Annotated in this window: 21 protein-coding genes; 9 read left to right on the top strand and 12 right to left on the bottom strand. The window is 68.3% G+C overall.

Translation table 11 applies throughout. The annotated features are described in order from the left end of the window. Positions 1-50: 50 nt before the first annotated feature. From GLO27_RS11725 to GLO27_RS11705, 5 genes are read right to left on the bottom strand one after another with little or no spacing between them, the layout of a single operon-like run. On the bottom strand, positions 51-890 hold the full coding sequence (locus tag GLO27_RS11725; protein ID WP_029260778.1) for an ABC transporter ATP-binding protein: 840 nt from the start codon (positions 888-890) through the stop codon (positions 51-53). After that, positions 883-1,716, bottom strand: a complete 834-nt coding sequence (locus GLO27_RS11720) for an ABC transporter ATP-binding protein (RefSeq protein ID WP_021201447.1) — start codon at positions 1,714-1,716, stop codon at positions 883-885. The genes GLO27_RS11725 and GLO27_RS11720 overlap by 8 nt, the downstream gene beginning before the upstream one ends. Continuing rightward, a complete protein-coding gene (locus GLO27_RS11715) occupies positions 1,713-2,624 on the bottom strand; it encodes an ABC transporter permease (RefSeq protein ID WP_021201446.1) in 912 nt (303 codons plus the stop codon). The genes GLO27_RS11720 and GLO27_RS11715 overlap by 4 nt, the downstream gene beginning before the upstream one ends. After that, on the bottom strand, positions 2,621-3,682 hold the full coding sequence (locus GLO27_RS11710) for an ABC transporter permease (protein ID WP_029260780.1): 1,062 nt from the start codon (positions 3,680-3,682) through the stop codon (positions 2,621-2,623). Before GLO27_RS11710 ends, GLO27_RS11715 begins: the two co-directional genes overlap by 4 nt. 11 nt (positions 3,683-3,693) lie before the next feature. After that, a complete protein-coding gene (locus GLO27_RS11705; protein WP_021201444.1) occupies positions 3,694-5,277 on the bottom strand; it encodes an ABC transporter substrate-binding protein in 1,584 nt (527 codons plus the stop codon). A gap of 204 nt (positions 5,278-5,481) precedes the next feature. On the opposite strand from GLO27_RS11705, the gene GLO27_RS11700 reads away from it, so the two are divergent. After that, entirely contained in the window at positions 5,482-6,015 is a 534-nt protein-coding gene (locus GLO27_RS11700; protein WP_021201443.1) for an Lrp/AsnC family transcriptional regulator, read from the top strand. A gap of 24 nt (positions 6,016-6,039) precedes the next feature. On the opposite strand, the gene GLO27_RS11695 is transcribed toward GLO27_RS11700, so the two are convergent. Continuing rightward, on the bottom strand, positions 6,040-6,396 hold the full coding sequence (locus tag GLO27_RS11695; RefSeq protein ID WP_231479929.1) for a hypothetical protein: 357 nt from the start codon (positions 6,394-6,396) through the stop codon (positions 6,040-6,042). A gap of 128 nt (positions 6,397-6,524) precedes the next feature. On the opposite strand from GLO27_RS11695, the gene GLO27_RS11690 reads away from it, so the two are divergent. Continuing rightward, entirely contained in the window at positions 6,525-8,876 is a 2,352-nt protein-coding gene (locus tag GLO27_RS11690) for an arylsulfatase (RefSeq protein ID WP_021201441.1), read from the top strand. Positions 8,877-8,925: 49 nt separating this feature from the next. Here the strand turns inward: GLO27_RS11690 and GLO27_RS11685 are convergent, their stop codons facing one another. From GLO27_RS11685 to GLO27_RS11675, 3 genes are all read right to left on the bottom strand, one after another. Then, positions 8,926-9,579 carry a GNAT family protein gene (locus tag GLO27_RS11685; protein ID WP_292775963.1) on the bottom strand — a complete coding sequence of 218 codons (654 nt, stop codon included), beginning with the start codon at positions 9,577-9,579 and terminating at the stop codon, positions 8,926-8,928. After that, positions 9,576-10,589 carry a hypothetical protein gene (locus tag GLO27_RS11680; protein ID WP_167255019.1) on the bottom strand — a complete coding sequence of 338 codons (1,014 nt, stop codon included), beginning with the start codon at positions 10,587-10,589 and terminating at the stop codon, positions 9,576-9,578. Before GLO27_RS11680 ends, GLO27_RS11685 begins: the two co-directional genes overlap by 4 nt. Positions 10,590-10,675: 86 nt before the next feature. After that, complete coding sequence (locus tag GLO27_RS11675; protein WP_167255017.1) at positions 10,676-11,353, bottom strand: Pr6Pr family membrane protein; 678 nt, start codon at positions 11,351-11,353, stop codon at positions 10,676-10,678. 80 nt (positions 11,354-11,433) lie between these two features. On the opposite strand from GLO27_RS11675, the gene GLO27_RS11670 reads away from it, so the two are divergent. Together GLO27_RS11670 and GLO27_RS11665 are read left to right on the top strand one after the other, a co-directional pair. Beyond that, positions 11,434-12,402 (top strand): hypothetical protein, encoded by a 969-nt coding sequence (locus GLO27_RS11670; RefSeq protein ID WP_167255015.1) that lies wholly within the window; start codon positions 11,434-11,436, stop codon positions 12,400-12,402. Beyond that, positions 12,399-13,499 carry a hypothetical protein gene (locus GLO27_RS11665; protein ID WP_029260789.1) on the top strand — a complete coding sequence of 367 codons (1,101 nt, stop codon included), beginning with the start codon at positions 12,399-12,401 and terminating at the stop codon, positions 13,497-13,499. Before GLO27_RS11670 ends, GLO27_RS11665 begins: the two co-directional genes overlap by 4 nt. Positions 13,500-13,825: 326 nt before the next feature. On the opposite strand, the gene GLO27_RS11660 is transcribed toward GLO27_RS11665, so the two are convergent. Continuing rightward, positions 13,826-14,455, bottom strand: coding sequence for a TetR/AcrR family transcriptional regulator (locus GLO27_RS11660; RefSeq protein WP_167255013.1), 630 nt, complete (start codon positions 14,453-14,455; stop codon positions 13,826-13,828). 76 nt (positions 14,456-14,531) lie between these two features. On the opposite strand from GLO27_RS11660, the gene GLO27_RS11655 reads away from it, so the two are divergent. Together GLO27_RS11655 and GLO27_RS11650 are read left to right on the top strand one after the other, a co-directional pair. Next, entirely contained in the window at positions 14,532-14,912 is a 381-nt protein-coding gene (locus GLO27_RS11655; protein ID WP_021201434.1) for a DUF1761 domain-containing protein, read from the top strand. Between the two features lie 16 nt (positions 14,913-14,928). Further along, positions 14,929-15,210, top strand: a complete 282-nt coding sequence (locus GLO27_RS11650; protein WP_021201433.1) for a DUF1905 domain-containing protein — start codon at positions 14,929-14,931, stop codon at positions 15,208-15,210. Positions 15,211-15,219: 9 nt separating this feature from the next. On the opposite strand, the gene GLO27_RS11645 is transcribed toward GLO27_RS11650, so the two are convergent. Together GLO27_RS11645 and GLO27_RS11640 are read right to left on the bottom strand one after the other, a co-directional pair. Further along, a complete protein-coding gene (locus tag GLO27_RS11645; protein WP_029260791.1) occupies positions 15,220-15,966 on the bottom strand; it encodes a 3-hydroxybutyrate dehydrogenase in 747 nt (248 codons plus the stop codon). Between the two features lie 18 nt (positions 15,967-15,984). Continuing rightward, complete coding sequence (locus tag GLO27_RS11640) at positions 15,985-17,346, bottom strand: MFS transporter (protein WP_036271975.1); 1,362 nt, start codon at positions 17,344-17,346, stop codon at positions 15,985-15,987. A gap of 106 nt (positions 17,347-17,452) precedes the next feature. On the opposite strand from GLO27_RS11640, the gene GLO27_RS11635 reads away from it, so the two are divergent. From GLO27_RS11635 to GLO27_RS11625, 3 genes are all read left to right on the top strand, one after another. Next, positions 17,453-18,364, top strand: coding sequence for a LysR family transcriptional regulator (locus GLO27_RS11635; protein WP_029260792.1), 912 nt, complete (start codon positions 17,453-17,455; stop codon positions 18,362-18,364). A gap of 70 nt (positions 18,365-18,434) precedes the next feature. After that, positions 18,435-19,130: a DUF1684 domain-containing protein gene (locus GLO27_RS11630; protein ID WP_167255011.1), complete on the top strand. Its 696-nt coding sequence runs from the start codon at positions 18,435-18,437 to the stop codon at positions 19,128-19,130. A 28-nt stretch (positions 19,131-19,158) separates the two neighbouring features. Next, on the top strand, positions 19,159-20,655 hold the full coding sequence (locus tag GLO27_RS11625) for an ABC transporter substrate-binding protein (protein WP_167255009.1): 1,497 nt from the start codon (positions 19,159-19,161) through the stop codon (positions 20,653-20,655). Positions 20,656-20,701: the final 46 nt, after the last annotated feature.

Here is a 20,701-nt window from a genome sequence, read left to right as displayed (position 1 = left end):
GGCGCTCGGAGCACACGCGCGAGCGGAGCACGAGTGAGCGCGGAGAGTTCTCAGTACATGACGGGCGGGATCTCCGCCCACACCGTGCGGTCGTCGACCGACGGGGCGGCGGGGATGCGACCCGCGCCGTCGGGCTCGGGGATCGCCGCGAGCAGCGCCTGCGTATAGGGATGCCGCGGTGCGGTCCAGAGCTGATCGGTCGGACCCGACTCGAGCACGCGTCCGCCGAACATCACGAACGTGCGGTCGGCGATGCGGCGGACCACGGCGAGGTCGTGCGAGATGAACAGCATGCCCGCTCCCGACTCCGCCACCAGGTCACGCATCAGGCCGGCGACGCTCGTCTGCGTGGACGCATCGAGCGCTGAGATCGGCTCATCCGCCACCAGGAGCGAGGGACGAGCGGCCAAGGCCCTGGCGATCGCGATGCGCTGTTTCTGCCCGCCCGAGAACTGATGCGGGAAGCGTGTGCTCACGGTGGTCGGCAGACCGACGCGCTCGAGCCACTCGTCCACGGTCGATCCTTCGGCGCCACGGGCGCGGGCGGTGGCGATGCCGTCGGCGATCTGGTCGCCGACCCGGCGCCGCGGATTCAGCGAGGTCGCCGGATCCTGGAACACCATCTGGATGCCGGTGAGGGCGATCGAGCGACGGCGGATGCCGAGCGGCGACACCGGAGCATCGCGGAACAGCACGGTCCCTGCGGCGGTCTTCTCGATGCCGACGACGGCACGGGCGAGACTGGACTTGCCGCTGCCGGACTCGCCCACCAGGGCCACGGTCTCCCCGGCGGCGACGCTGATCGACACGCCGTTCACGGCGATCACCGGCGGGTTGCCCGGGTAGCGCACGACCACGTCCTGCGCATCGAGGACCGAGACCTCACTCATCTGCGGCCTGCCCTTCCGGTGCCTCGTCGATGCGCGACCCCGGCAGGGCCGCGAGCAGCATGCGCGTGTACTCGTGCTGGGGATCGCGGAACAGCGTCTCGCGATCGGCGAGCTCCACGATCCGGCCGTCCTTCATGACGGCGACCCGGTCGGCGATCGCGCTCATCACGCCCAGGTCGTGCGTCACGAGCAGCACGGCCAGGTTGCGTTCGACCGCCAGGTCGCGCAGCAGCTTCAGGATGCCGGCCTGCACCGTGACGTCGAGAGCCGTGGTGGGCTCGTCCGCCAGCAGCACCTCGGGGTCGCAGGCCAGGGCGCATGCGATCGCGATGCGCTGACGCTGGCCGCCGGAGAACTGGTGCGGATAGCGCTTCAGTGCCTCGGCGGGGTTCGGCACCTGCACGGTCTCGAGCAGCTCGACCGCCCGCGCCCGTGCGGCGGCGCCCTTGAGTCCGAGGTGCACGCGCATGTGGTCGGTGAGCTGGCGTCCGACCGGCAGCTGCGGGTGCAGAGAGGCCGACGGATCCTGGAAGACCATGGCGATCCGCTTGCCGCGCACCCGGTTGAGGGCGCGACGGCGCAGTCCCACCAGCTCTTCGCCGCCGAGCAGGATCGACCCGCCGGTCCGCGCCTGCCGCGGGAGCAGCCCCAGCACGGCGAGCGAGGTGAGCGTCTTGCCCGAGCCCGATTCCCCGGCGAGACCGTGGATGCGACCGGCCTCGAGCTCGAGCGAGACACCCTTCACGAGCGGGCGTCCGATGTCGATCGTCAGGTCGCGGATGCTGAGCGTCGATGTCTGCTGCACGGCAGCGCTCTGCGCGCTCATGCGGCCACCCCCGTCGCGGAAGCCTTGTGATCGGCGGCCTTCTCGTGCGTGATCTCGGCCGTGGGGTCGAGCACGTCGCGCATCGCGTCTCCGAGGAAGTTGAACGCCAGCACCACGGTCAGGATCGCGAGCCCGGGGAAGACCCCGAGCCACCAGGCGTCGAAGTTCTGCATCGCGCCCGAGATCATCGAACCCCACTCCGCGGTCGGCGGCTGCGCGCCGAGACCGAGGAAGGAGAGGCCGGAGAGGAGCAGGATCGCCGCACCGATGTCGAGCGTCGCGAGCACCAGGACGGGGCCGGCGATGTTCGGGAGGATGTCGACGAACAGCGTGCGTGCCGGCGAGTGCCCGAGCAGGCGGCCCGCGATCACGTAGTTCTGACCCCGGAGCCCCAGCACGATGCTGCGCGTGACGCGGGAGTACTGCGGCCACGACACCACGATGGCGGCGATCACCGCGTTGAACAGCGACGGTCCGAGCGAGGCGGCGACCACCATGGCGAGGATCACGGTCGGGAAGGCCATGAACAGGTCGGTGATGCGCATCAGCGTCTCGTCGACCCAGCCACCGAAGTATCCGGCGAGCGCACCGATGAGCGTGCCGATGATCATGGCGGCGATCACGAGCATGAGTGCCAGCGGAAGACTCACGGTGGCTCCGGTCATCAGACGCGAGAAGATGTCGCGTCCGTTGCCGTCGGTGCCCAGGAACGTGTCGATGCCCGGCGGCTGCAGACGCGGCAGCACCTGCGCGTTCGGCGGATACGGGACCCACCACTGCGCCGTGAAGGCCACGATGATCCACGCTCCGGCGATCACGGTGCCGATGATGCCCAGCGGCGTGCGCCAGGCACGGGGCCAGCGGAAGCGGAAGCGCCCGGCGGGGGACGCGGCGGCGATGCGGCTCATGCGATCCTCACTCTCGGGTCGAGCACGCCGTAGAGGATGTCGACGATGAAGTTGATGAGGAGGTAGATGATGCCGACCACGAGGCCGACGCCCATGATGCCGGGCAGGTCGAGGTTCGCGGCCGAGTTGTAGGCGTAGGTGCCGAGGCCCGGCCAGGCGAACACCGACTCGACGAGCACCGTGCCCGACAGCAGTGCCCCGAACGCCACGCCCACCACCGTGAGGATCGGCAGCGAGGCGCCACGCAGCACGTAGTCGAGGATCACGCGCATGGCCGGGAGGCCCTTGGCGCGTGCGGCGCGCACATAGTCGCTGCCGAGCACCTCGAGCACCGAGGTGCGGATGAAGCGGGTCAGCAGGCCGATGGTCACGAGCGAGAGCACCATGACGGGAAGAGCCAGGTGCGCGAGGGCGTCGAAGAAGCCGACGGCGTCTCCGTTCAGGAGATAGTCGACCGTGTAGAGCCCGGTCACGCGCGGCGGCGGGGTGATCGACGGCGAGATGCGACCGGAGCCCGGTGCGATGCGCAGCTCGAGGAAGAAGACGTAGAAGCTCACGAGCGCCAGCCAGAAGGTCGGCACGCTGAGGCCCACCAGCGTCACGACCCGGATGACCTGGTCGGTGACGAGTCCACGGCGGTAGGCGGCGAGCGTGCCGAGCACGATGCTGACCGCCAGGCTGACGATGATCGCCCCGATCGCGATCTCGATGGTCGCCGGCACCGCGGTGGCGAGGTCGCTGGTGACCGGGCGTCCGGTCACCAGCGACGTGCCGAGGTCCCCGCGCAGCAGGTTCCCCATATAGATGAAGTACTGCACGAACAGCGGCTGGTCGAGACCATGCTCCTTGATGAACGCATCACGCGTCGCGGGGTTCTGCGACGCACCCTCACCGAGCGCGGCCGAGACCGGGTCTCCCGGCACCAGGTTGGTGAGCGCGAACGTGACGATCGTCACGCCCACCAACAGGAGCAGGGAGGTGCCGGCCCGCCGCAGCAGGTATCCGATCAGAGGCGACCGGCGCCGTTGCGCCTGCCTCTGCACCGCCACTGTCGTCATGGGATGTCCGTTCAGCCGGCCGGCGTGATCTCGGCGATGTCCATCTCCCAGACGGAGTTGTACACCGCACCCTTCACGCTGTCCGCGGAGGAGATGTTGCGACCGGGCACGATCAGCGGGACGAACGGACCCTCGGCCTGCATCGCCTCGGCGAAGTCGGTGAAGGCGGCGGTGCGCTGGTCGGGGTCGGTCGCGGCCGCGGCACCGGCCGCGATACCGGCGATCTCCGGGTTGGCCTCGGCGGCCCAGCCGGCGCGGAGGCCGACCTTCAGGCCCGGGGCGAAGGGCAGGAAGTTCGCGGAGTCCGCGTAGTCCGGACCCCAGAACCACAGACCGAAGCCCTCGGTGCCGTTGACGTAGGCGTCGAGCTCGGTCGCGAAGGGCGCGGGGGCGAGGTCGACCGTGATGCCGGCGTCTTCGAGCTGTGCCTGCACGCGCTCGGCGAGCGGGGTGAACTCCACGCCGCCGACCGGGTAGTCGTTCGGGAACTGCAGCTTCAGGGTCTGGCCCGTGTAGCCGGCCTCTGCGAGCGCGGCCTTCGCCTTGTCGAGGTCCTGCTCCACGCCGCTGTCGAGAGCACCCTCGAATCCGGGAGGGATGACGCCGGTCGCCTGCACGGAGCCGGCGCCGGCCAGCTCCAGCAGCGCGTCGTAGTCGAGCGCGTAGCGGATCGCCTCGGCGATCTTCACGTTCGCCAGGTCACCGGCGACGGCCGAGGACTGGTTCAGCAGCAGGAAGATCGTCTGGCCGGACGGAACGGAGTCGACCGTGATGTCGTCGCCGAGGCCGGCGACCTGGTCGCCGTTCAGGTCCATCGCGACCATCGAGTCGCCGCCCTTGAGGTTGGCGAGCTGGGTGGCGCTCTCCGAGACGTTGCGGACGACCACGCGCGTGTAGTCGGAGGCCTCGTCACCGTTGTACTCGTCGTTCTTGGTCAGCACGACCTGCGAGCTGAGGTCGAGGGTGTCGAGCACGAAGGGACCGGAGCCGGCGGATGCGCCGTCGAGGAACTTCTGTGCCGAGTCGGTGCCGTCGATCGCACCGCCGTTCTCGATCACGACGTCGGAGTTGACGATGCCGAGTGCCGGGTTCGCGAGGATCGCGGGCAGCTGCAGCAGCGGGGTCTCGGACGTGAACTGGATCGTCTTGTCGTCGACCTCGGTGATCGTGAGGCCGCCGAGGAGGAAGTTCGGCTTGGCGTCTTCCATGCCCTGGATGCGCTGCAGCGAGAACACGACGTCCTTCGCCTCGATCGGCGATCCGTCGGAGAAGACGCGGTCGCCCTCGAGCGTGAAGGTGAACTCGGTCGCCTCGTCGTTCTGCTCCCAGGATGCCAGGCCCGGCACCGGGGTCGAGACGTCGGAGCCCTCGAAGTCGACGAGGGTCTCGTACAGGGCCTTCGCGATCATGTTGCCGGTCGGGTCGTAGGTGTGACCCGGGTCGGTGGTCTCGATCGAGAACGCGGTGTCGATGACGAGGGAGTCGGAGCCGGACTGTCCGCCGCCCGTCGCCGAGTTCCCTCCCGAGCAACCTGCGAGCGCGAGGAGCGCGACGGCTCCGAGCGCGATGACCGGCGTGATACGGCGTGACGACATGAGGGCCTCCAGAGGCGAGGAGTACATTCGGGTGAGTCGCCACCGATGTGGACGACCGTGGATCAGATTCGCATCATATGCGACGATGTGTCCAGCAAGAGCGGGTCACCTCGACACGCTCTGTCCAGAACCTCGGATGTGAGGAACAATATGTCCAGCAAGAATGCGGAAGATCCGAAGCATTCTGGACGAAGTGCTGCCCCTTTGGACGAGACGGCGTACAGAATCCTCGAAGTCCTGCGTGATAACGGTCGTGTCTCGATCGCGGCACTCGCCGACAAGGTCGGGATCTCCCGCGCGAATGCGTACACGCGGGTCGAGTCGCTCGTGCACGACGGGGTCATCACGGGCTTCAGCGCCCGCGTCGATCAGGCGAAGGCGGGGCTCTCCATCGGCGCGCTCGTGTTCGTCACGGTGATGCCGCAGGCCTGGGCGTCGTTCCGCGAACGCGTGCTGGAGATGCCCGACGTCGAGTGGTGCGCCATCACCACCGGCGAGCACGACGCCATGCTGCTCATCCGCGCCGTCGACGTCAGCGGCGTGCACGAGTTCTCCACCGGCGTGATCGCCCAGCTGCCCGAGGTGCGCACGGTCGTGAGCGTCGTCGTGCTCGACGAGGTGATCCGCCGCCCCTACCTGCTGCCGGCGGACCTGCCGAAGCGCGACACCGAGATCCCGCTCGGGATGACGCGGTGGACGCCGGCCTCTCCCGGTCGCGACGCCCTCCCGCCGCGCTGAGGCGCCGTCACTCAGGCGCAGGCCTCAGGCGGAGATCTCCTCGCACACACTGAGCTGCGGGAGTCCGTGCATCTCGTAGTGCTCCACGAGACGGATGCCGCCGTCGTCGGTCAGCTCCAGCTCGCTCTCACCATCGCCGGTGACGACCGTGCCGTCGGCCTTGAGCACGTGCACGAACGACACCCAGATCGTGTCACCCGTGCGGGTGCCGACGAACTTGCCGAAGGTGACCGTGTCGCCCTCGTACCCGCCCCAGATGGCGCCGTCACGTTCGAAGTACTCGAAGATGCTCGGGGATTCCGGGTCAACCGCAGAGGTCGTGGACGACACCATCCGGAATCGGCGGCCGTCGAGGGAGGGAAGGGTTGCAGTCGCAGTCACACCCTTGATTATGCCCGCCGAAACTCACCCGCAAAGTCACCCGTCGCGGGTGGTGACAGCCTGGACCCGCCTGCTTAGGCTGAGCGCGAAGCGGGCTGCTCTGCTCGCCGAGAGCCGTAGGAGTCAGTATGTCCGAACCCCAGCGTTCCAGTCTTCCGATCCCTGATCTGGCCTACACGGGCACGGTCACCTACGACGCGACCGACCCGGACACGTCCTTCCCGCCGATCACGCCCGTGCGCCCGCCGAAAGATGCCCCGAACGTCCTCGTGGTGCTCATCGACGACGTCGGCTTCGGCGCGTCCAGTGCCTTCGGCGGTCCGATCCACACCCCGAACTTCGAGCGTGTGGCCGCCGCAGGGCTCAAGTACACCCGCTTCCACACCACGGCCCTGTGCTCGCCGACCCGTGCCGCTCTGCTCAGCGGACGCAATCACCACACCGTCGGCATGGGCGGCATCACCGAGATCGCGACATCCGCCCCCGGCTACAACTCCCTGCGCCCCAACAGCTGCGCGCCGCTGGCCGAGACCCTCAAGCTCAACGGCTACAACACCGCCCAGTTCGGCAAGTGCCACGAGGTGCCGGTGTGGCAGGCGAGCGCGATCGGACCGTTCGACGGCTGGCCCACCCCGGGCAACGGCTTCGAGTACTTCTACGGCTTCATCGGCGGCGAGACCAACCAGTGGTACCCGGCGATCTACGAGAACACCACGCCCGTCGAGCCGTGGGGCACACCCGAGCAGGGCTATCACTTCATGGGCGACATGACCGACAAGGCGATCGGCTGGACGCGCGAGCAGAAGATGCTGGCCCCCGATGTGCCGTCGTTCACCTACTTCGCCCCGGGCGCGACGCACGCCCCGCACCATGTGCCCGCCGAGTGGGCGGACAAGTACAAGGGGCAGTTCGATCAGGGATGGGACGAGATCCGCAAGGAGACCTTCGCCCGTCAGCTCGAGCTCGGTGTCATCCCGGCCGACGCCGTGCTCACCGACCGCAGCCCCGGCATCCCCGCATGGGACGAGATGAGCGACCTGATCAAGCCCGCCCTGGCCCGACAGATGGAGGTGTACGCCGGCTTCCTCGCCTACGCCGACCATCACGTCGGTCGCCTGCTCGACGCCTATGAAGAGCTCGGCATCCTCGACGACACGCTCGTCTACGTGATCATCGGCGACAACGGCGCGAGCGCCGAGGGGTCGATGCACGGCACGACCAACGAGGGCTTCACGATCAACCACATGAACGATGTCGAGACCGAGCAGTATGTGGCCGACCACATCGACGACATCGGCACCCCGAGCTCGTACAACCACTACGCGGTGGGCTGGGCCCACGCCATGGACACCCCGTATCAGTGGACCAAGCAGGTCGCCAGCCACTGGGGCGGCACCCGCAACGGCACGATCGTCAGCTGGCCGAACGGAGGCGTGGAGAAGGGGGGCATCCGCAACCAGTTCTCGCACGTGATCGATGTCGCCCCGACGGTGCTCGAAGCCGCGGGCATCCCCGAACCGACGAGCGTGAACGGTGTGACGCAGCGCCCCTACGAGGGGACCCCGATGAACTACACATTCGCGGACGCGGAGGCCGAGGAGCGCCACATCACGCAGTACTTCGAGATGGTCGGCAACCGCGCGATCTATCACAAGGGGTGGACGGCGGTCGCGAAGCACAAGGATCCGTGGCTCGGATCGGACCACGGACTCGACGACGACCGATGGGAGCTCTACAACGTCGACGAGGACTGGACCCAGTCCCACGACCTCGCCGACCAGGAACCGGAGCGGCTCGCCCACCTGCAGCAGCTCTTCCTCATCCAGGCAGCGCGCTTCAACGTGCTTCCCCTCGACATCCGCACTGCCGAGCGGTTCAACCCCGACCTCGCCGGTCGTCCGGTGCTCTCGATGAGCGACACCCAGAAGTTCTACCCGGGCATGAAGCGCCTCAGCGAGAACACCACCATCAACATCAAGAACAAGTCGTGGACCGTGACCGCCCGCGTCGCGGTGCCCGAATCCGGAGTCGACGGCGTGCTCATCGCGCAGGGCGGCGCCTACGGCGGGTGGTCGTTCTACACGAAGGACGGCCGCCTCGCGTTCGCCTACAACCTGCTCGGCATCGACGTCGACATCATCCGCTCCGACGATCCGATCCCTGCCGGTGAGCAGGAGCTGCGGGCGCACTTCGCCTATGACGGCGGCGGACTCGCCAAGGGCGGCACCGTCACCCTCTACGCGGGCGACGACAAGATCGGCGAAGGGCGCGTGCACAAGACGATCCCGTTCCAGTTCACTTTCGACGAGACCGTGGATGTCGGCTGCGACCTGGCCTCGCCGGTCTCGCCCGACTACCCGGCAGCAGGCAACGGCTTCACCGGCACGCTCGAGTGGGTGCGCATCGATCTCGGAGACGACGACCACTCCCATCTGATCGACGACTCGCACAAGCTCGCCGTCGCGATGCTCAAGCAGTAGCGGGAGGGCTTCGGGGCGGCGTGCGATCAGTGATCGCACGCCGCCCCGGTCATCTCCGCCCACTATCTCCGACCGCTATCTCCGCCCGTGGCGTCCGCCCACGGCGTTCGCGCCATTCGTCGCCGAGGAGGGCGTAGACGAGCAGGGTCGTCCACTCGTCCTTGAACCACTCGCTCTCCACGAACCGCGCTTCGCGTCGGAAGCCGAGCCTTTCGGCGACGCGTGCGGATGACGTGTTGCGCTCATCGAGCCGCGCGACGATGCGATGCAGGCCCAGGCCGTCGAAACCGAGGGCGAGGAGCGCATCGATCGCCTCGGTCGCGTAGCCCCGGCCTGTGGCCCGCGGGTCGAAGATGTATCCGACCTCGCCGGATCGGTCGTTCTCGCTGCGCCAGAACAGCACCACGTCGCCGACCAGGGCTCCGGACGCACACTCCTCGACGGCGAGGGAGACAGCGTCGCCCTCCTTCGTGAACCGCGTGTTCGACCAGGTGGTGGCGATGCGCCGTTCGACGTCGGCCAGCTCCAGCGGTGGATACGGCACGTATCGCACGGCATCCGGATCCGACTTGTACACGTGCATCGCGACGGCATCGGCGGTGGCGATCGGGCGCAGGAGCAGTCGCTCCGTGCGGATCGGGTACTCGGGGGCGAACCTCGCCGGCTCCTGCACCGGCACCGACCCCTGCTCCGGCGCCGTCACTCGAGATCCAGGGAGAGCAGGCCGGGCAGATGCGCCGTCCTGGCACGTACCGCCAGGAGGAGATCGCCGTAGTCCGGCGTGATGCCCACGAGCGAGGAAGCGAGCAGGTGCGTCGTGGCCTTGCCGCCGGCGCGTTCGAGGCGGAGGCGCTTGACCGGGTACGCGGGCGGAGTCAGCCAGATGCGGGTGAGCTGCGAGTAGGGGGTGTCGACGCCGTCGATGCGGATGCCCTGACCGTCGACGGAGACGTGGGCGGGAATCGACCGCACCAGGCGTCGTCGCTGCACGGCCCCGATCCCGAACCCGATGGCGGCGAGCGCCGCGAACGGGGCGAGCAGGATGAGGGCCGAGAGCTCGCTCTCGACGAAACCGGGCACCGCCACGAGCAGCCCGACAGCGATAGCGATGACGAGCAGCCCGACAGCGGCGATGGTGATCCGCGTCGCCAGGCGCCGCTCGCCCCCGCCGTCGATCGCGAACTGCGTCGGCAGCTGGGCCCCGGCGCGCGCGGCGGCGACGGGATCGTCGAACACCGGCTGCGCGATCGGATTGAGCGTCGCCATCAGCTCGTTGAACATCGGCCTCGAATAGCCGGGGAGCTCGATCGTGATCTCCCGGTCGCCGCTGTGAACGATCAACGCACGCGTGGTGCCGCTGGGCAGTCCGTTCGTGCGGTGCTCGGTGATCTTCGCGCGGAAGGCGGTCGTCGCCCGTGCGAACGTCTCACGACTGCCCGCCTTGCCGATCTCGACCTCATGGGGGCGCACCACGATCCGGATGTTGCGGAACCAGAAGAAGCCGGTGAACACGGCGATGGTCAGCGCGATCGCGACCACGAGCACCACGACGCCGCGGGTCGAGATCTTCATGGTGGCGGGCAGGAACCTCGGGAGAAGGAAGAGCGTCGCCGCAGAGAGCACCACCGAGAGCATGATCGCCCCGACGGCCGAGCGGAGCGGGTGCCTGCGGAAGACCCTCTCGCCGGACACCGCTTCGGCCTGATTCAGCATTCGGACTCTCCCCCAACCACCATCGGCTCGCGTGACGCGGTTCCTACCGTAGTGCCCGGCCCGGGACAGCACAGCACCGGGTCGGATCAGGTGCGGTCGATGCGACGACCGGCGCTCCACACGCCGCGGAATCGGCTGGCGGACCAGACCAGGACTCCGGCGAGCAGAACGGCGGCGAGCAGGACGACGATGTGGAGCAGCAGCGACAGCGGGCCCCGCTCCGGGAGCAGGAAACCGTACGGAACCCACCCGTCCGTCACGCCACGCAGGAGCACCACGATCAGCCACATCACGGGGTACGGCAACAGCAACCACAGCAGGCGCCACGGCAGGCGCGGGTGATCGCCGACCAGCAGCCAGTCGAGCACGACGACCACGGGGAAGACGACGTGCAGGACGACGCTCACCCAGGGCGGCGCCGAGCCGGTGCCCGGGACGAGCACGTTGTAGATCACGCCGACGACGATCAGGTACGCGGTCACGAGGCCGCGCAGCAGGGTGAGCCAGGACGGAGACCGTCGGCCGCTCACACCGAGGAATCCGGTGCTGATCAGGACGCCCGCCGCGATCAGACTGGTCTGATTCGTGAAGTACCCGAAGTAGTCGAGCGGATTCACGTCTCCGACGGCGATGCGCAGGGCATAGGCGTACACGAGGATCCCGACGACCGCGATGCCGATCAGAATGCGGGCGAGCTCCCACGCGAGAGCGGGCCGCGGCGCGGCTGAGGACCGCGGTGCGACGCTCCCTCTCCCGGTCTCCACGCCGTCAGCCTAGAGCCGCTCTCTGCACGCCCGGTGTCCGCCGACACTGCGCGCCGCGATGTGCCGGGTAGCGTGGGGGCATGGAGTGGATGTCCGATCCCTCGGCGGGAGCGTGGCTGCGCGAGCGGCTCGACGCAGACTACGAGACCATGCACGGGGTGGTGCCCCGTGGTTTCCCTGCGTACGCACGCATCTTCCATCCGGCGATCGCCCGGTCGCTGCCCGGCCGGACGATCCCGACGGCTGACGAGCTGGTGCGCATGCCAGAGCCCGAGCAGCGCGCGCTCATGGCCGAGTTCGTCGACGAGCCCGTCTCCTGGGCGCAGACCGCCGCGGCGTTCGGCACGGTCCTGCATCCGCTCGCGCAATGGCAGCGGATCGTGCGCACCCCGCCCGACGGCGACTGGCGCACGCGGATCGCCCCGGACGGTCGCGAGTTCACCGCCCCGATGGAGGGTGAGCTCGATCCGACCCTTCTGGCGACCATCGCCGCTCACCTCGTGGACCACACGCGGACTCCGGATTCCGGTTTCGCCGCACTCTGGGAGGGGCGAGGGGGGCTGCTGGGCTTCTTCGGTGTCACGCCTTCCCGCTCCTTCCTGACCTTCACCGACGATCCGAACCATCAGGCGATGCTCGAGCGCAGCGCGCACGACCCGTTCAACAACGTCTTCCGTCGGCCCACCTGGCAAGAGGGCATCCTCTCGCGGGAGATCTCGGAGGGGCCTCGGCTCGATCTGCCGGGGCGCGACCACGTGCTGTTCTCCGCTCCGCCGCGCGCATTCGCCGACCCGGAGTGGGTGCTGCACGTGCCGTGGCGCGATGTCCCCGCCGAGGAGCACGGATTCCCGCCGTCGGCCCAGAGCCCGAGCATCCTCTGGCCCGAGGATCGTGCCTGGGTGATGGTGAGCGAGGTCGACTACGACTCGACGATCGTGGCCGGCTCGTCTGCCCTGATCGAGGCGCTCTGCGCGGACGAGCAGCTGGAGGCGCTCCCTCTTCCGGAGGGGGCCGCCCTCACGTGGGACGCCGATGCGGTGAACCGGTGACCTCCCCGCAGCCGCCCTTCGACGCGCGCCCGCTCACCGATGCGGTGGATCCCGCTGCGGTGCGCGCCTTCGCCGCGGAACTCCGTTCGCGACCGACGGGCGGCGTGACGGCGTCCACGGTCATCGGCATCGTCGCGGCAGCGATCTTCGCGGTCGTGATGCTCCCGCTCCTCGTCGGCGTCACCCTGAGTCTGGCGTCCTTCGGCGACTCGCCCGCCGCCGCGGCGATCCCCCTCGTGCTGATCGTACTCCTCCTCGCCGCGGTGGGAGTGATGATCTGGTTGGGGGTGCGCAACGCGCAGGCCCGGCGATATCGACTGCACAGCTTCGCCCAGGCGAACGGAATGACCTACGAGCCGAAGGTCGCCGACCCACCCCTGCCCGGGATGATCTTCCATCTCGGCCGCGCACGGCAGTCCACCGATCTGATCCGCGGCACCCGCCCGCGCTTCGTCGAGTTCGGCAACTACCAGTACACGGTGCAGTCGGGAAAGAACTCCACGACCTACCGGTGGGGATACGTGGCCGTGAAGCTCGACGTGCCGCTGCCGAACATCGTGCTCGACGCCACGGGCAACAACGGCTTCGGCTCGAACCTGCCGGCATCGTTCCAGCGAAGCCAGCGCCTGTCCCTCGAGGGCGACTTCGATCGGCACTTCACGCTCTACTGCCCTGAGGGGTACGAACGCGATGCCCTCTATCTCTTCACGCCAGACATCATGGCGAGGTTCATCGACAACGCCGCCGAGCTCGACGTGGAGATCGTCGACGACTGGCTGTTCCTCTACACGCAACGGAAGGTCTCGACCCTCGATCCCGCCACCTGGGCCTGGCTCTTCGGCACCGTCGGAGCCCTGCTGACGAAGTTCGATCAATGGACGCGGTGGCGCGATGAGCGGCTCGTGGCCGAGACCGGATCGCTCGCCTCGGCTCCGGCGCCGACTCCCTCATTGCCGTTCGCTCCCCCGGCCGGGCTGCTCACCCCGCCTCCCGGCGTCGCGCCGCAGGGCCGACGGCTCAAGCGCGGCGGCACCTGGGTGCCGGTCGTCATCGTGATCGCGGTCATCGGCTTCTGGATCGTCAGCCGACTGTACTGAACCCATTCCACGGAGCCGACCGAACGGAGGCCGACGGAACCGAGCCGACGGAACAGAGGCCGACGGAACCGAGCCGACGGAACGAGCCGGGCTGAGCCGACGGGCGGAGAGAGGCGGAGGGCCGAGTGTGGGGGTGGGTGCCGGCTGGGGACCGAGCTCCCACCCCATCCCCCCTCGGGATCGAAAAGAGATCCACTCTCCCTCCGCATGACGGCTGAGCCGCCCCGCCCACGGTCAGCTGGGGACTGACGCTGCTGGGCGTATGGCCAAATGGTATACCGGGCGAGGTTGCAACCCGTTGCATCCATTCGGGCGAATGCGCTTGCTTACCCGCGGTCCTCGCGAGGGAGGTAGCCCGCCAAGAACAGATCGACGGCTCTGGCCACCGGTGGCTCACCTGTCTCCACACTCAAGAGGCCGGCGTTCAAAGGTGCGCCCACGACCAGCCAAGTGAACTCGCTCGCGAGTGCGTCGGCGTCGTCGACGGTCAGACCGTGCGCGTCGGAGAGATCGATCATCGCGTCTGCGAGATTGCGGATGTTCGCGTCCCAGCTCTGCGCCAGGTAGTCCCTCGCGACCTCCGGATGCGCGGCCGCTTCGGCGATGACCAGTCGACGCATCGCCACCACCGGCGCGCTCAGCATCCCGGCTCGCATCGTCTCGCCGAGTGCGACGAGCCCCTCCCTCAGGTCGGGATGCGCCCTCACCGCTTCGAGAGCCGGTCTCATGGCATCACGGCCGGCGAGCGCCCAATGCCGGACGACGGCGGCATACAGCGCCGACTTCGACGCATGCTCCCGATAGAGGGACGCCTTCGAGATGCGGGCGCGCTTGGCGACCTCGTCCATCGATGCCCCCGCGTATCCGAACTCGAGGAAGACATCACGGGCGGTATCGAGCAGCGCTTCGCCCGTGCGACCGGCCGGACGTCCAGGCGTTCGAGTCATCGCGGTCATGTCGTTCAGTTTAGTACTTGACAGTTTCTCGTGTCGGGCCTGCTTTGAGTACCAACAAGTACTAAAGGAGGCCGACATGATCGTTCCGGCAATCGTCCTCGCCACGGTGGCATCGTTCATCGCGAGCGCTCTGCTCTACGCCGTGCCCCCGGTCTCGGCGCTCATCTCTCGGACGAGCACTCCTCGACCCGGCCTCCCCGCCGCCGCACAGATGGCATCGGTGGTCCTGCGCAGCCTCATCGTCTCCTGCCTCGTGGCCGGGCTGATGATCGCAGCCGGCTGGCACGGCGCCGGTTCCGGGTCGCTCCTCGGACTGGCGCTGTGCACACTCCCTCTCGTCCTGCTCATGGGCGGCGTCGTACACGAGAACACCGCGCTGCCGGCAGCGGGTGTGCACCTGCTCGACTGGATCCTCAAGCTCGTCATCATCGGAGCGATCGTCGGATCGTTCGTCTGACCGAAAGGAGAGGCACATGAGCAGCCCCCTCGACATCACATTCACGGCCACCCTCGGAAAGGTTCGCGAAGGCGACACCTGGACCTGCGTGCAGCTGGACGACTCCGCGACCATCTTCGGCACACGAGGACTCGTCAAGGTCGCGGGCACCATCGACGGCGAGCCCTTCCGCGGCGCCTTCATGGCGCTCGGCGACGGCACCCACAAGCTCCCGGTCGCCGCCCCCATCCGCACGCGCATCGGAAAGGGCGACGGCGACGAGGTGACCGTGCATCTCACCGAGCGCCTCAACGGCTGAAGCACGCCCTCAGCGGGCCGACCAGCCGCCGTCGATCGTGTAGCTGGCCCCGGTGACCATCCCCGCGGAGTCACCGGCGAGCCACAGCGCGAGCGAGGCGACCTCGCTCGGCTCGACGAGCCTCTTGATGGCGGACTCGGTGAGCATCACGGTCGCGAGGACCTCTTCCTCGGGGATCCCGTGCACGCGGGCCTGATCGGCGATCTGCTTCTCGACGAGGGGCGTGCGCACGTAGCCCGGGTCGATGCAGTTGCTCGTCACACCTCGGGGCCCGCCCTCCAGTGCCGTCACCTTCGACAGCCCCTCCAAGCCGTGCTTCGCTGCGACGTACGCCGCTTTGTAGGCGGAGGCGCGCAAGCCGTGCACGCTCGACACGTTGATCACCCGCCCGAAGCCCCGGTCGTACATTCCGGGGAGGGCGGCCCGGATGAGCAGGAACGGCGCCTCGAGCATGAGCCGCAGGATGAAGGAGAACCGCTCCGGCGCGAAGTCCTCGATCGGGCTCACGTGCTGCACTCCCGCATTGTTGACGAGGATGTCGACGTCGATGCGGGCATCGGCCAGCGCCCCGAGGTCGGAGAGGTCAACGTGCCACGCCTCTCCGCCGATCTCCGCCGCGAGCGCCTCCGCGGACGCACGGTCGACATCGGCGACCGTGACCCGGGCGCCCGCCGAAGCGAGCTCACGGGCGCAGGCCGCCCCGATGCCGCTCGCCCCACCCGTGACGAGCGCCCTGCGTCCGTGCAGATCGGTCATGTCGTACTCCTTCGCATATCAGGCCGCGGCCGCACGGGCGGCATCGGCGTCATCGATGGCCTGCAGCGAGATGCCCTTCGTCTCGCGCAACGACACCACGGCGATGGCGGTCACGACGCAGGCGATGACGATGTAGATCGCGATCGGCAACCAGGATCCGAAGTCGCGCAGCCACTGGATCGCGAGGATCGGGGCGAGCGAGCCGGCGAGGATCGCGGTGACCTGGGAGCCGAGGGAGACGCCCGAGTACCGCATCCGCGTGGGGAACAGTTCCGCCATCACCGCCGGCTGCGGGGCGTACATGAAGGCGTGGAAGCAGAGCCCGATGGTCACGGCCAGCACGATGAGGACCGGGTTGAGGGTGTCGAACATCGGGAAGGCGAAGAACGCCCAGGTCGCGCTGAGGATCGCGCCGGTGAGGTAGACGGGCTTACGCCCCCACCGGTCGGCGAGACGCCCCAGCTGCGGGATGATCGCGAAGTGCACGACGTGCGCGATGAGCAACGCGAGCAGCAACTGACTCGTGTCGTATTCGTGCACCGTCTTCAGGTAGACGATCGTGAAGCTGACGACGATGTAGTAGACGATGTTCTCGGCGAAGCGGATGCCCATCGCCTGCAGGATGCCCTTCGGATAGCGGCGCAGCACCTCGACGACACCGTACGACGTGGCCTTCTCCGCCTCGACCTGCGCCTTGGCCTCGAGGAAGATCGGCGCCTCTTCGACGTGACGACGGATGTAGAAGCCGACCAGCACGATCACCGCCGACAGCCAGAAGGCGATGCGCCAGCCCCATTCGAGGAAGGCGGCCGAGCTCATCACCCATGAGCTCACGAGCAGCACGAGGGTGGCGAGCAGGTTCCCCACGGGCACGGCGGCCTGGGGCCAGCTCGACCAGAACGAACGCGAGCGGTCGGGGCTCTGCTCGGCGACCAGCAGCACGGCGCCGCCCCACTCCCCGCCCACGGCGAAGCCCTGGAGGAAGCGCAGCGCCACCAGCAGGGCGGGCGCCCAGTAGCCGATGCTCTGGAACCCGGGGAGGCACCCCATCAGGAACGTCGCTGCGCCGACGATGATGATCGTCGCCTGCAGGGTGGGCTTGCGGCCGAACCGGTCGCCGATCTGCCCGAAGACGATGCCGCCGAGCGGACGCGCGATGAAGCCGATCGCGTAGGTGACGAAGGCCGCGATGATCCCGTCGAGGGGAGAACCGGTCGCGGGGAAGAAGTAGGTGCCGAACACCAGGCTGGCCGCGGTGGCGTAGAGGAAGAACTCGTACCACTCCACGACCGTGCCGGCCATGGAGGCCGCGACGACCCGCTTCAGCTTCGAGTTCGGGGCGGAGGGGGCGGTGGGGGCCGCGCTCACTGAGGATGTCATGTCTGTCTCCTTCGGGTGTCGCCGGTGACACCCGCGTCCCAGTGTCGAGCACGGCGGTCTCTGCAACAACGCCCAGTGCTGCACATCGACTGTGCATAATTGCAGAATGGATGCTGTCAAGCGGCCTCGCGCCGACGACCTTCTCGTGCTCCTCGCGGTCGCGCGCACCGGACGCTACACGAGTGCCGCCGCGCATCTGGGACTCGATCACACGACCGTCGCCCGCCGTATCGCCGCCCTCGAGGACGTGCTCGGCGGGCGCGTGGTCGCACAGTCGGCGACGGGGTGGGAGTTGACCGACCTCGGCCGGTCCGCCGCAGAGACGGGAGGCCGGATCGAAGCGGCGCTGTCGCAGCTCGACGGCGGCACCGAACCGCCGGATCCGATCTCCGGCGTCGTCCGCATGTCGGCGACAGACGGATTCAGCGCCTACATCGCGGCCCCCGCGGTCGCCGCGCTGCGCAGGGACCATCCGCGACTCACGGTCGAGATCGTCGCGGCGACCCGGCGCGCCGCCGAGCATCGCGCCGGTCTCGATCTCGAGGTCGTGGTGGGGGTGCCGCAGACGCGTCGTGCGCACGCCGTGAAGCTCGGCACCTACACGCTGGGAATGTACGCGTCCCGCGACTACCTCGATCGGGTCGGAACGCCGAGCACCGCTGCCGAGTTGGAGCAGCACCAGCTGGTGTACTTCGTCGATTCGATGCTGCAGGTCGATGCCCTCGACCTGCCTCGCCGACTCGTGCCGCGCATGCAGGACGGCCTGACCTCCACAAACGTCTTCGTGCATGTCGAGGCCACGCGAGCAGGCGCCGGCATCGGCCTCCTCCCCTGTTTCGCGGCAGACCGCCACCACGACCTCGTGCGGCTGCTGCCCTCGGTGTTCGCCGAGAAGCTCCCCTACTACCTGGTCGCTCGTCCCGAGTCGCTGCGCCTACCCGCCGTCTCCGCTCTGGCCGCAGCTCTGCGCGCGCAGACGCGCGCGTCGAGGGCGATGCTCGACGGCGCGAGCGACTGAGCACCGCCTGTGTGACCCCGGGTGACGAACCCGACCCCGCCCCCTTCTGCATGCAAGAGAATTGAAAGCGATGTCTGAACGCGAAGAACACACCCACTGGCAGGCCGAGCGCCGCGCCGCCGTCACGTCGCCGACCGGCAACCTCGCCCTGATCGAGACCCGCTGGACCGGTGAGCGCCCCGATGTCGATGCCGAACAGCGCGCCGCGGCCGGCACAGTGACCGTGACGCCGATCGAGCGCACGAACATCGAGACGGGTCAGGCGGAGCACGGGCTGCGCGTCTGGGATGCCGACGCCCCCGCCATCCGCGCCTTCGACCGCATCGACACCTACGATTACGACCCGGCGTGGGTGCTCGAGGGACACTTCACCCCGGTCTCCGGTGATCGACGCGTGTCGTTCGAGCACATCCGCGACAACGGCGGCACGCGCGACCTGGTCGTCCCCGGCGACATCCGCCTCGAGCTCGACGGCCACGAGTACACCCTCGCCGCGTTCGACGACGGCGGCACGCTGCTGCTCGTGTTCGGCGACGAGACGAACGGCTCGGAGACCTACGGATCCGGTCGCTTCCTGTTCGTGCAGCTGCGCGACGACGAGGGCTCCGTCGTCCTCGACTTCAACCGCGCCTTCGTGCCGCCGTGCGGATTCAGCGCCCAGTACAACTGCCCGCTGCCGCCGGCATCCAACCGCTTCCCCCTGCCTATCCGAGCAGGCGAGAAGAACGTCGTGTTCCGCGACGGCTTCGACATCTACGCGGCGTGACGCCGCACTCGCTCACCCTGGAGTACTCATGAGAAGAACCCGCATCCTCGGCGCGCTCGGCGCCGTCGCCACGCTCGCCCTCGTGGCCGGCTGCGCGTCGGGCACGAGCAACGACGCCACCGCGAGCGAAGACGCCACGATCCTCATCGGGTCGCTGTACGAGCCCACCAACCTCAGCAACACGCAGGGCGGCGGCCAGGGTGTGACCGAGGCGCTGACCGGCAACGTCTACGAGGGCCTGTACCGGCTCACGGACGACGGCGAGGTCGAACCGCTCCTCGCCGAAGACGCCGAGGTGTCCGACGACGGCCTGACCTACACGATCACGCTGCGCGACGACGTGACCTTCCACTCGGGCGACCCGCTCACCTCCGCCGACGTGAAGTCGAGCATCGAGGCCGTCACCGCCGAAGACTCCGTGTCCGCCCGCAAGTCGAGCTTCAAGACCATCGCCGACATCGCCACCCCCGATGACAAGACGGTCGTGTTCACGCTGTCGGAGCGCTCGATCTCGTTCCTGTACAACCTCAGCTACGTCTGGATCGTGAACGACGAGGCCGGCGACATCACGTCGTCCGAAGACGGCACCGGCCCGTACACGCTGGACGAGTGGAAGAAGGGCTCGACCCTCACCCTCCAGCGCTGGGACGACTACTGGGGCGAGCCTGCCAAGAACGGCGAGGTCGTCTACACGTACTTCACCGACGCGACGGCGGAGAACAACGCACTCCTCACGGGTGAGATCGACGTCATCACCAGTGTGCAGAACCCCGACTCGCTCACGCAGTTCGACTCCGACGACTACGTCGTGAGCGAGGGCACCTCGACCACGAAGGAGCTGCTCGCCTTCAACGACCGCGTCGCCCCCTTCGACAACACGCTCGTGCGCAAGGCGGTCTATTCCGCGATCGACACGAAGAAGCTCCTCGAGTCGATCTGGGGCGACTACGGCACGCTGATCGGGTCGATGGTGCCGCCGACCGACCCCTGGTACGAGGACCTCACCTCCGTGAATCCCTACGACGTCGAGCTCTCGAAGGATCTGCTCGCGCAGGCCGGCTACGCCGACGGCTTCACGTTCACGCTCGACACCCCGAGCTACGACCCGCACCCCGCCGTGGCGGAGTTCCTGCAGTCGCAGCTCGCCCAGGTCGGCATCACGGTCGAGATCAACACGATCAGCGCCGACGAGTGGTACACGAAGGTGTTCAAGGAGCAGGACTTCGAGGCCACTCTGCAGGAGCACGTGAACGACCGCGACGTGGTCTGGTACGGCAACCCCGACTTCTACTGGGGCTACAACGACACCGACGTGCAGCAGTGGGTCGCCCAGGCCGAGCAGGCCGCAACGACCGACGAGCAGACGGCCCTGCTGAAGCAGGTCAACGAGAAGATCGCCGCGGATGCCGCGAGCGTATGGTTGTACCTGTACCCGCAGATCGTGGTCGCCTCCAGCGATCTCAGCGGGTACCCGGTCAACGGCCTGAACTCGCAGTTCTTCGCCTACGACATCGTCAAGTCCTGACGTTCGTGGGGGATGCCGCGCGTCGGCATCCCCCACGTCATCCTGA

Origin of the sequence: Microbacterium sp. Be9, from assembly GCF_011754135.1 — a bacterium.
GTDB classification, from domain to species: Bacteria; Actinomycetota; Actinomycetes; order Actinomycetales; family Microbacteriaceae; genus Microbacterium; species Microbacterium maritypicum_A.
Note: the sequence above shows the minus strand (reverse complement) of the source record. Positions and strands in the feature narration are given on the sequence as shown.

Bases quoted from the DNA above. Each gene is read 5' to 3' on its own strand.
- GLO27_RS11725 (WP_029260778.1), bottom strand. From the start codon at position 890: ATGAGTGAGGTCTCGGTCCTCGATGCGCAGGACGTGGTCGTGCGCTAC.
- GLO27_RS11720 (WP_021201447.1), bottom strand. From the start codon at position 1,716: ATGAGCGCGCAGAGCGCTGCCGTGCAGCAGACATCGACGCTCAGCATC.
- GLO27_RS11715 (WP_021201446.1), bottom strand. From the start codon at position 2,624: ATGAGCCGCATCGCCGCCGCGTCCCCCGCCGGGCGCTTCCGCTTCCGC.
- GLO27_RS11710 (WP_029260780.1), bottom strand. From the start codon at position 3,682: ATGACGACAGTGGCGGTGCAGAGGCAGGCGCAACGGCGCCGGTCGCCT.
- GLO27_RS11705 (WP_021201444.1), bottom strand. From the start codon at position 5,277: ATGTCGTCACGCCGTATCACGCCGGTCATCGCGCTCGGAGCCGTCGCG.
- GLO27_RS11690 (WP_021201441.1), top strand. From the start codon at position 6,525: ATGTCCGAACCCCAGCGTTCCAGTCTTCCGATCCCTGATCTGGCCTAC.
- GLO27_RS11680 (WP_167255019.1), bottom strand. From the start codon at position 10,589: ATGCTGAATCAGGCCGAAGCGGTGTCCGGCGAGAGGGTCTTCCGCAGG.
- GLO27_RS11670 (WP_167255015.1), top strand. From the start codon at position 11,434: ATGGAGTGGATGTCCGATCCCTCGGCGGGAGCGTGGCTGCGCGAGCGG.
- GLO27_RS11660 (WP_167255013.1), bottom strand. From the start codon at position 14,455: ATGACCGCGATGACTCGAACGCCTGGACGTCCGGCCGGTCGCACGGGC.
- GLO27_RS11655 (WP_021201434.1), top strand. From the start codon at position 14,532: ATGATCGTTCCGGCAATCGTCCTCGCCACGGTGGCATCGTTCATCGCG.
- GLO27_RS11650 (WP_021201433.1), top strand. From the start codon at position 14,929: ATGAGCAGCCCCCTCGACATCACATTCACGGCCACCCTCGGAAAGGTT.
- GLO27_RS11645 (WP_029260791.1), bottom strand. From the start codon at position 15,966: ATGACCGATCTGCACGGACGCAGGGCGCTCGTCACGGGTGGGGCGAGC.
- GLO27_RS11640 (WP_036271975.1), bottom strand. From the start codon at position 17,346: ATGACATCCTCAGTGAGCGCGGCCCCCACCGCCCCCTCCGCCCCGAAC.
- GLO27_RS11635 (WP_029260792.1), top strand. From the start codon at position 17,453: ATGGATGCTGTCAAGCGGCCTCGCGCCGACGACCTTCTCGTGCTCCTC.
- GLO27_RS11630 (WP_167255011.1), top strand. From the start codon at position 18,435: ATGTCTGAACGCGAAGAACACACCCACTGGCAGGCCGAGCGCCGCGCC.
- GLO27_RS11625 (WP_167255009.1), top strand. From the start codon at position 19,159: ATGAGAAGAACCCGCATCCTCGGCGCGCTCGGCGCCGTCGCCACGCTC.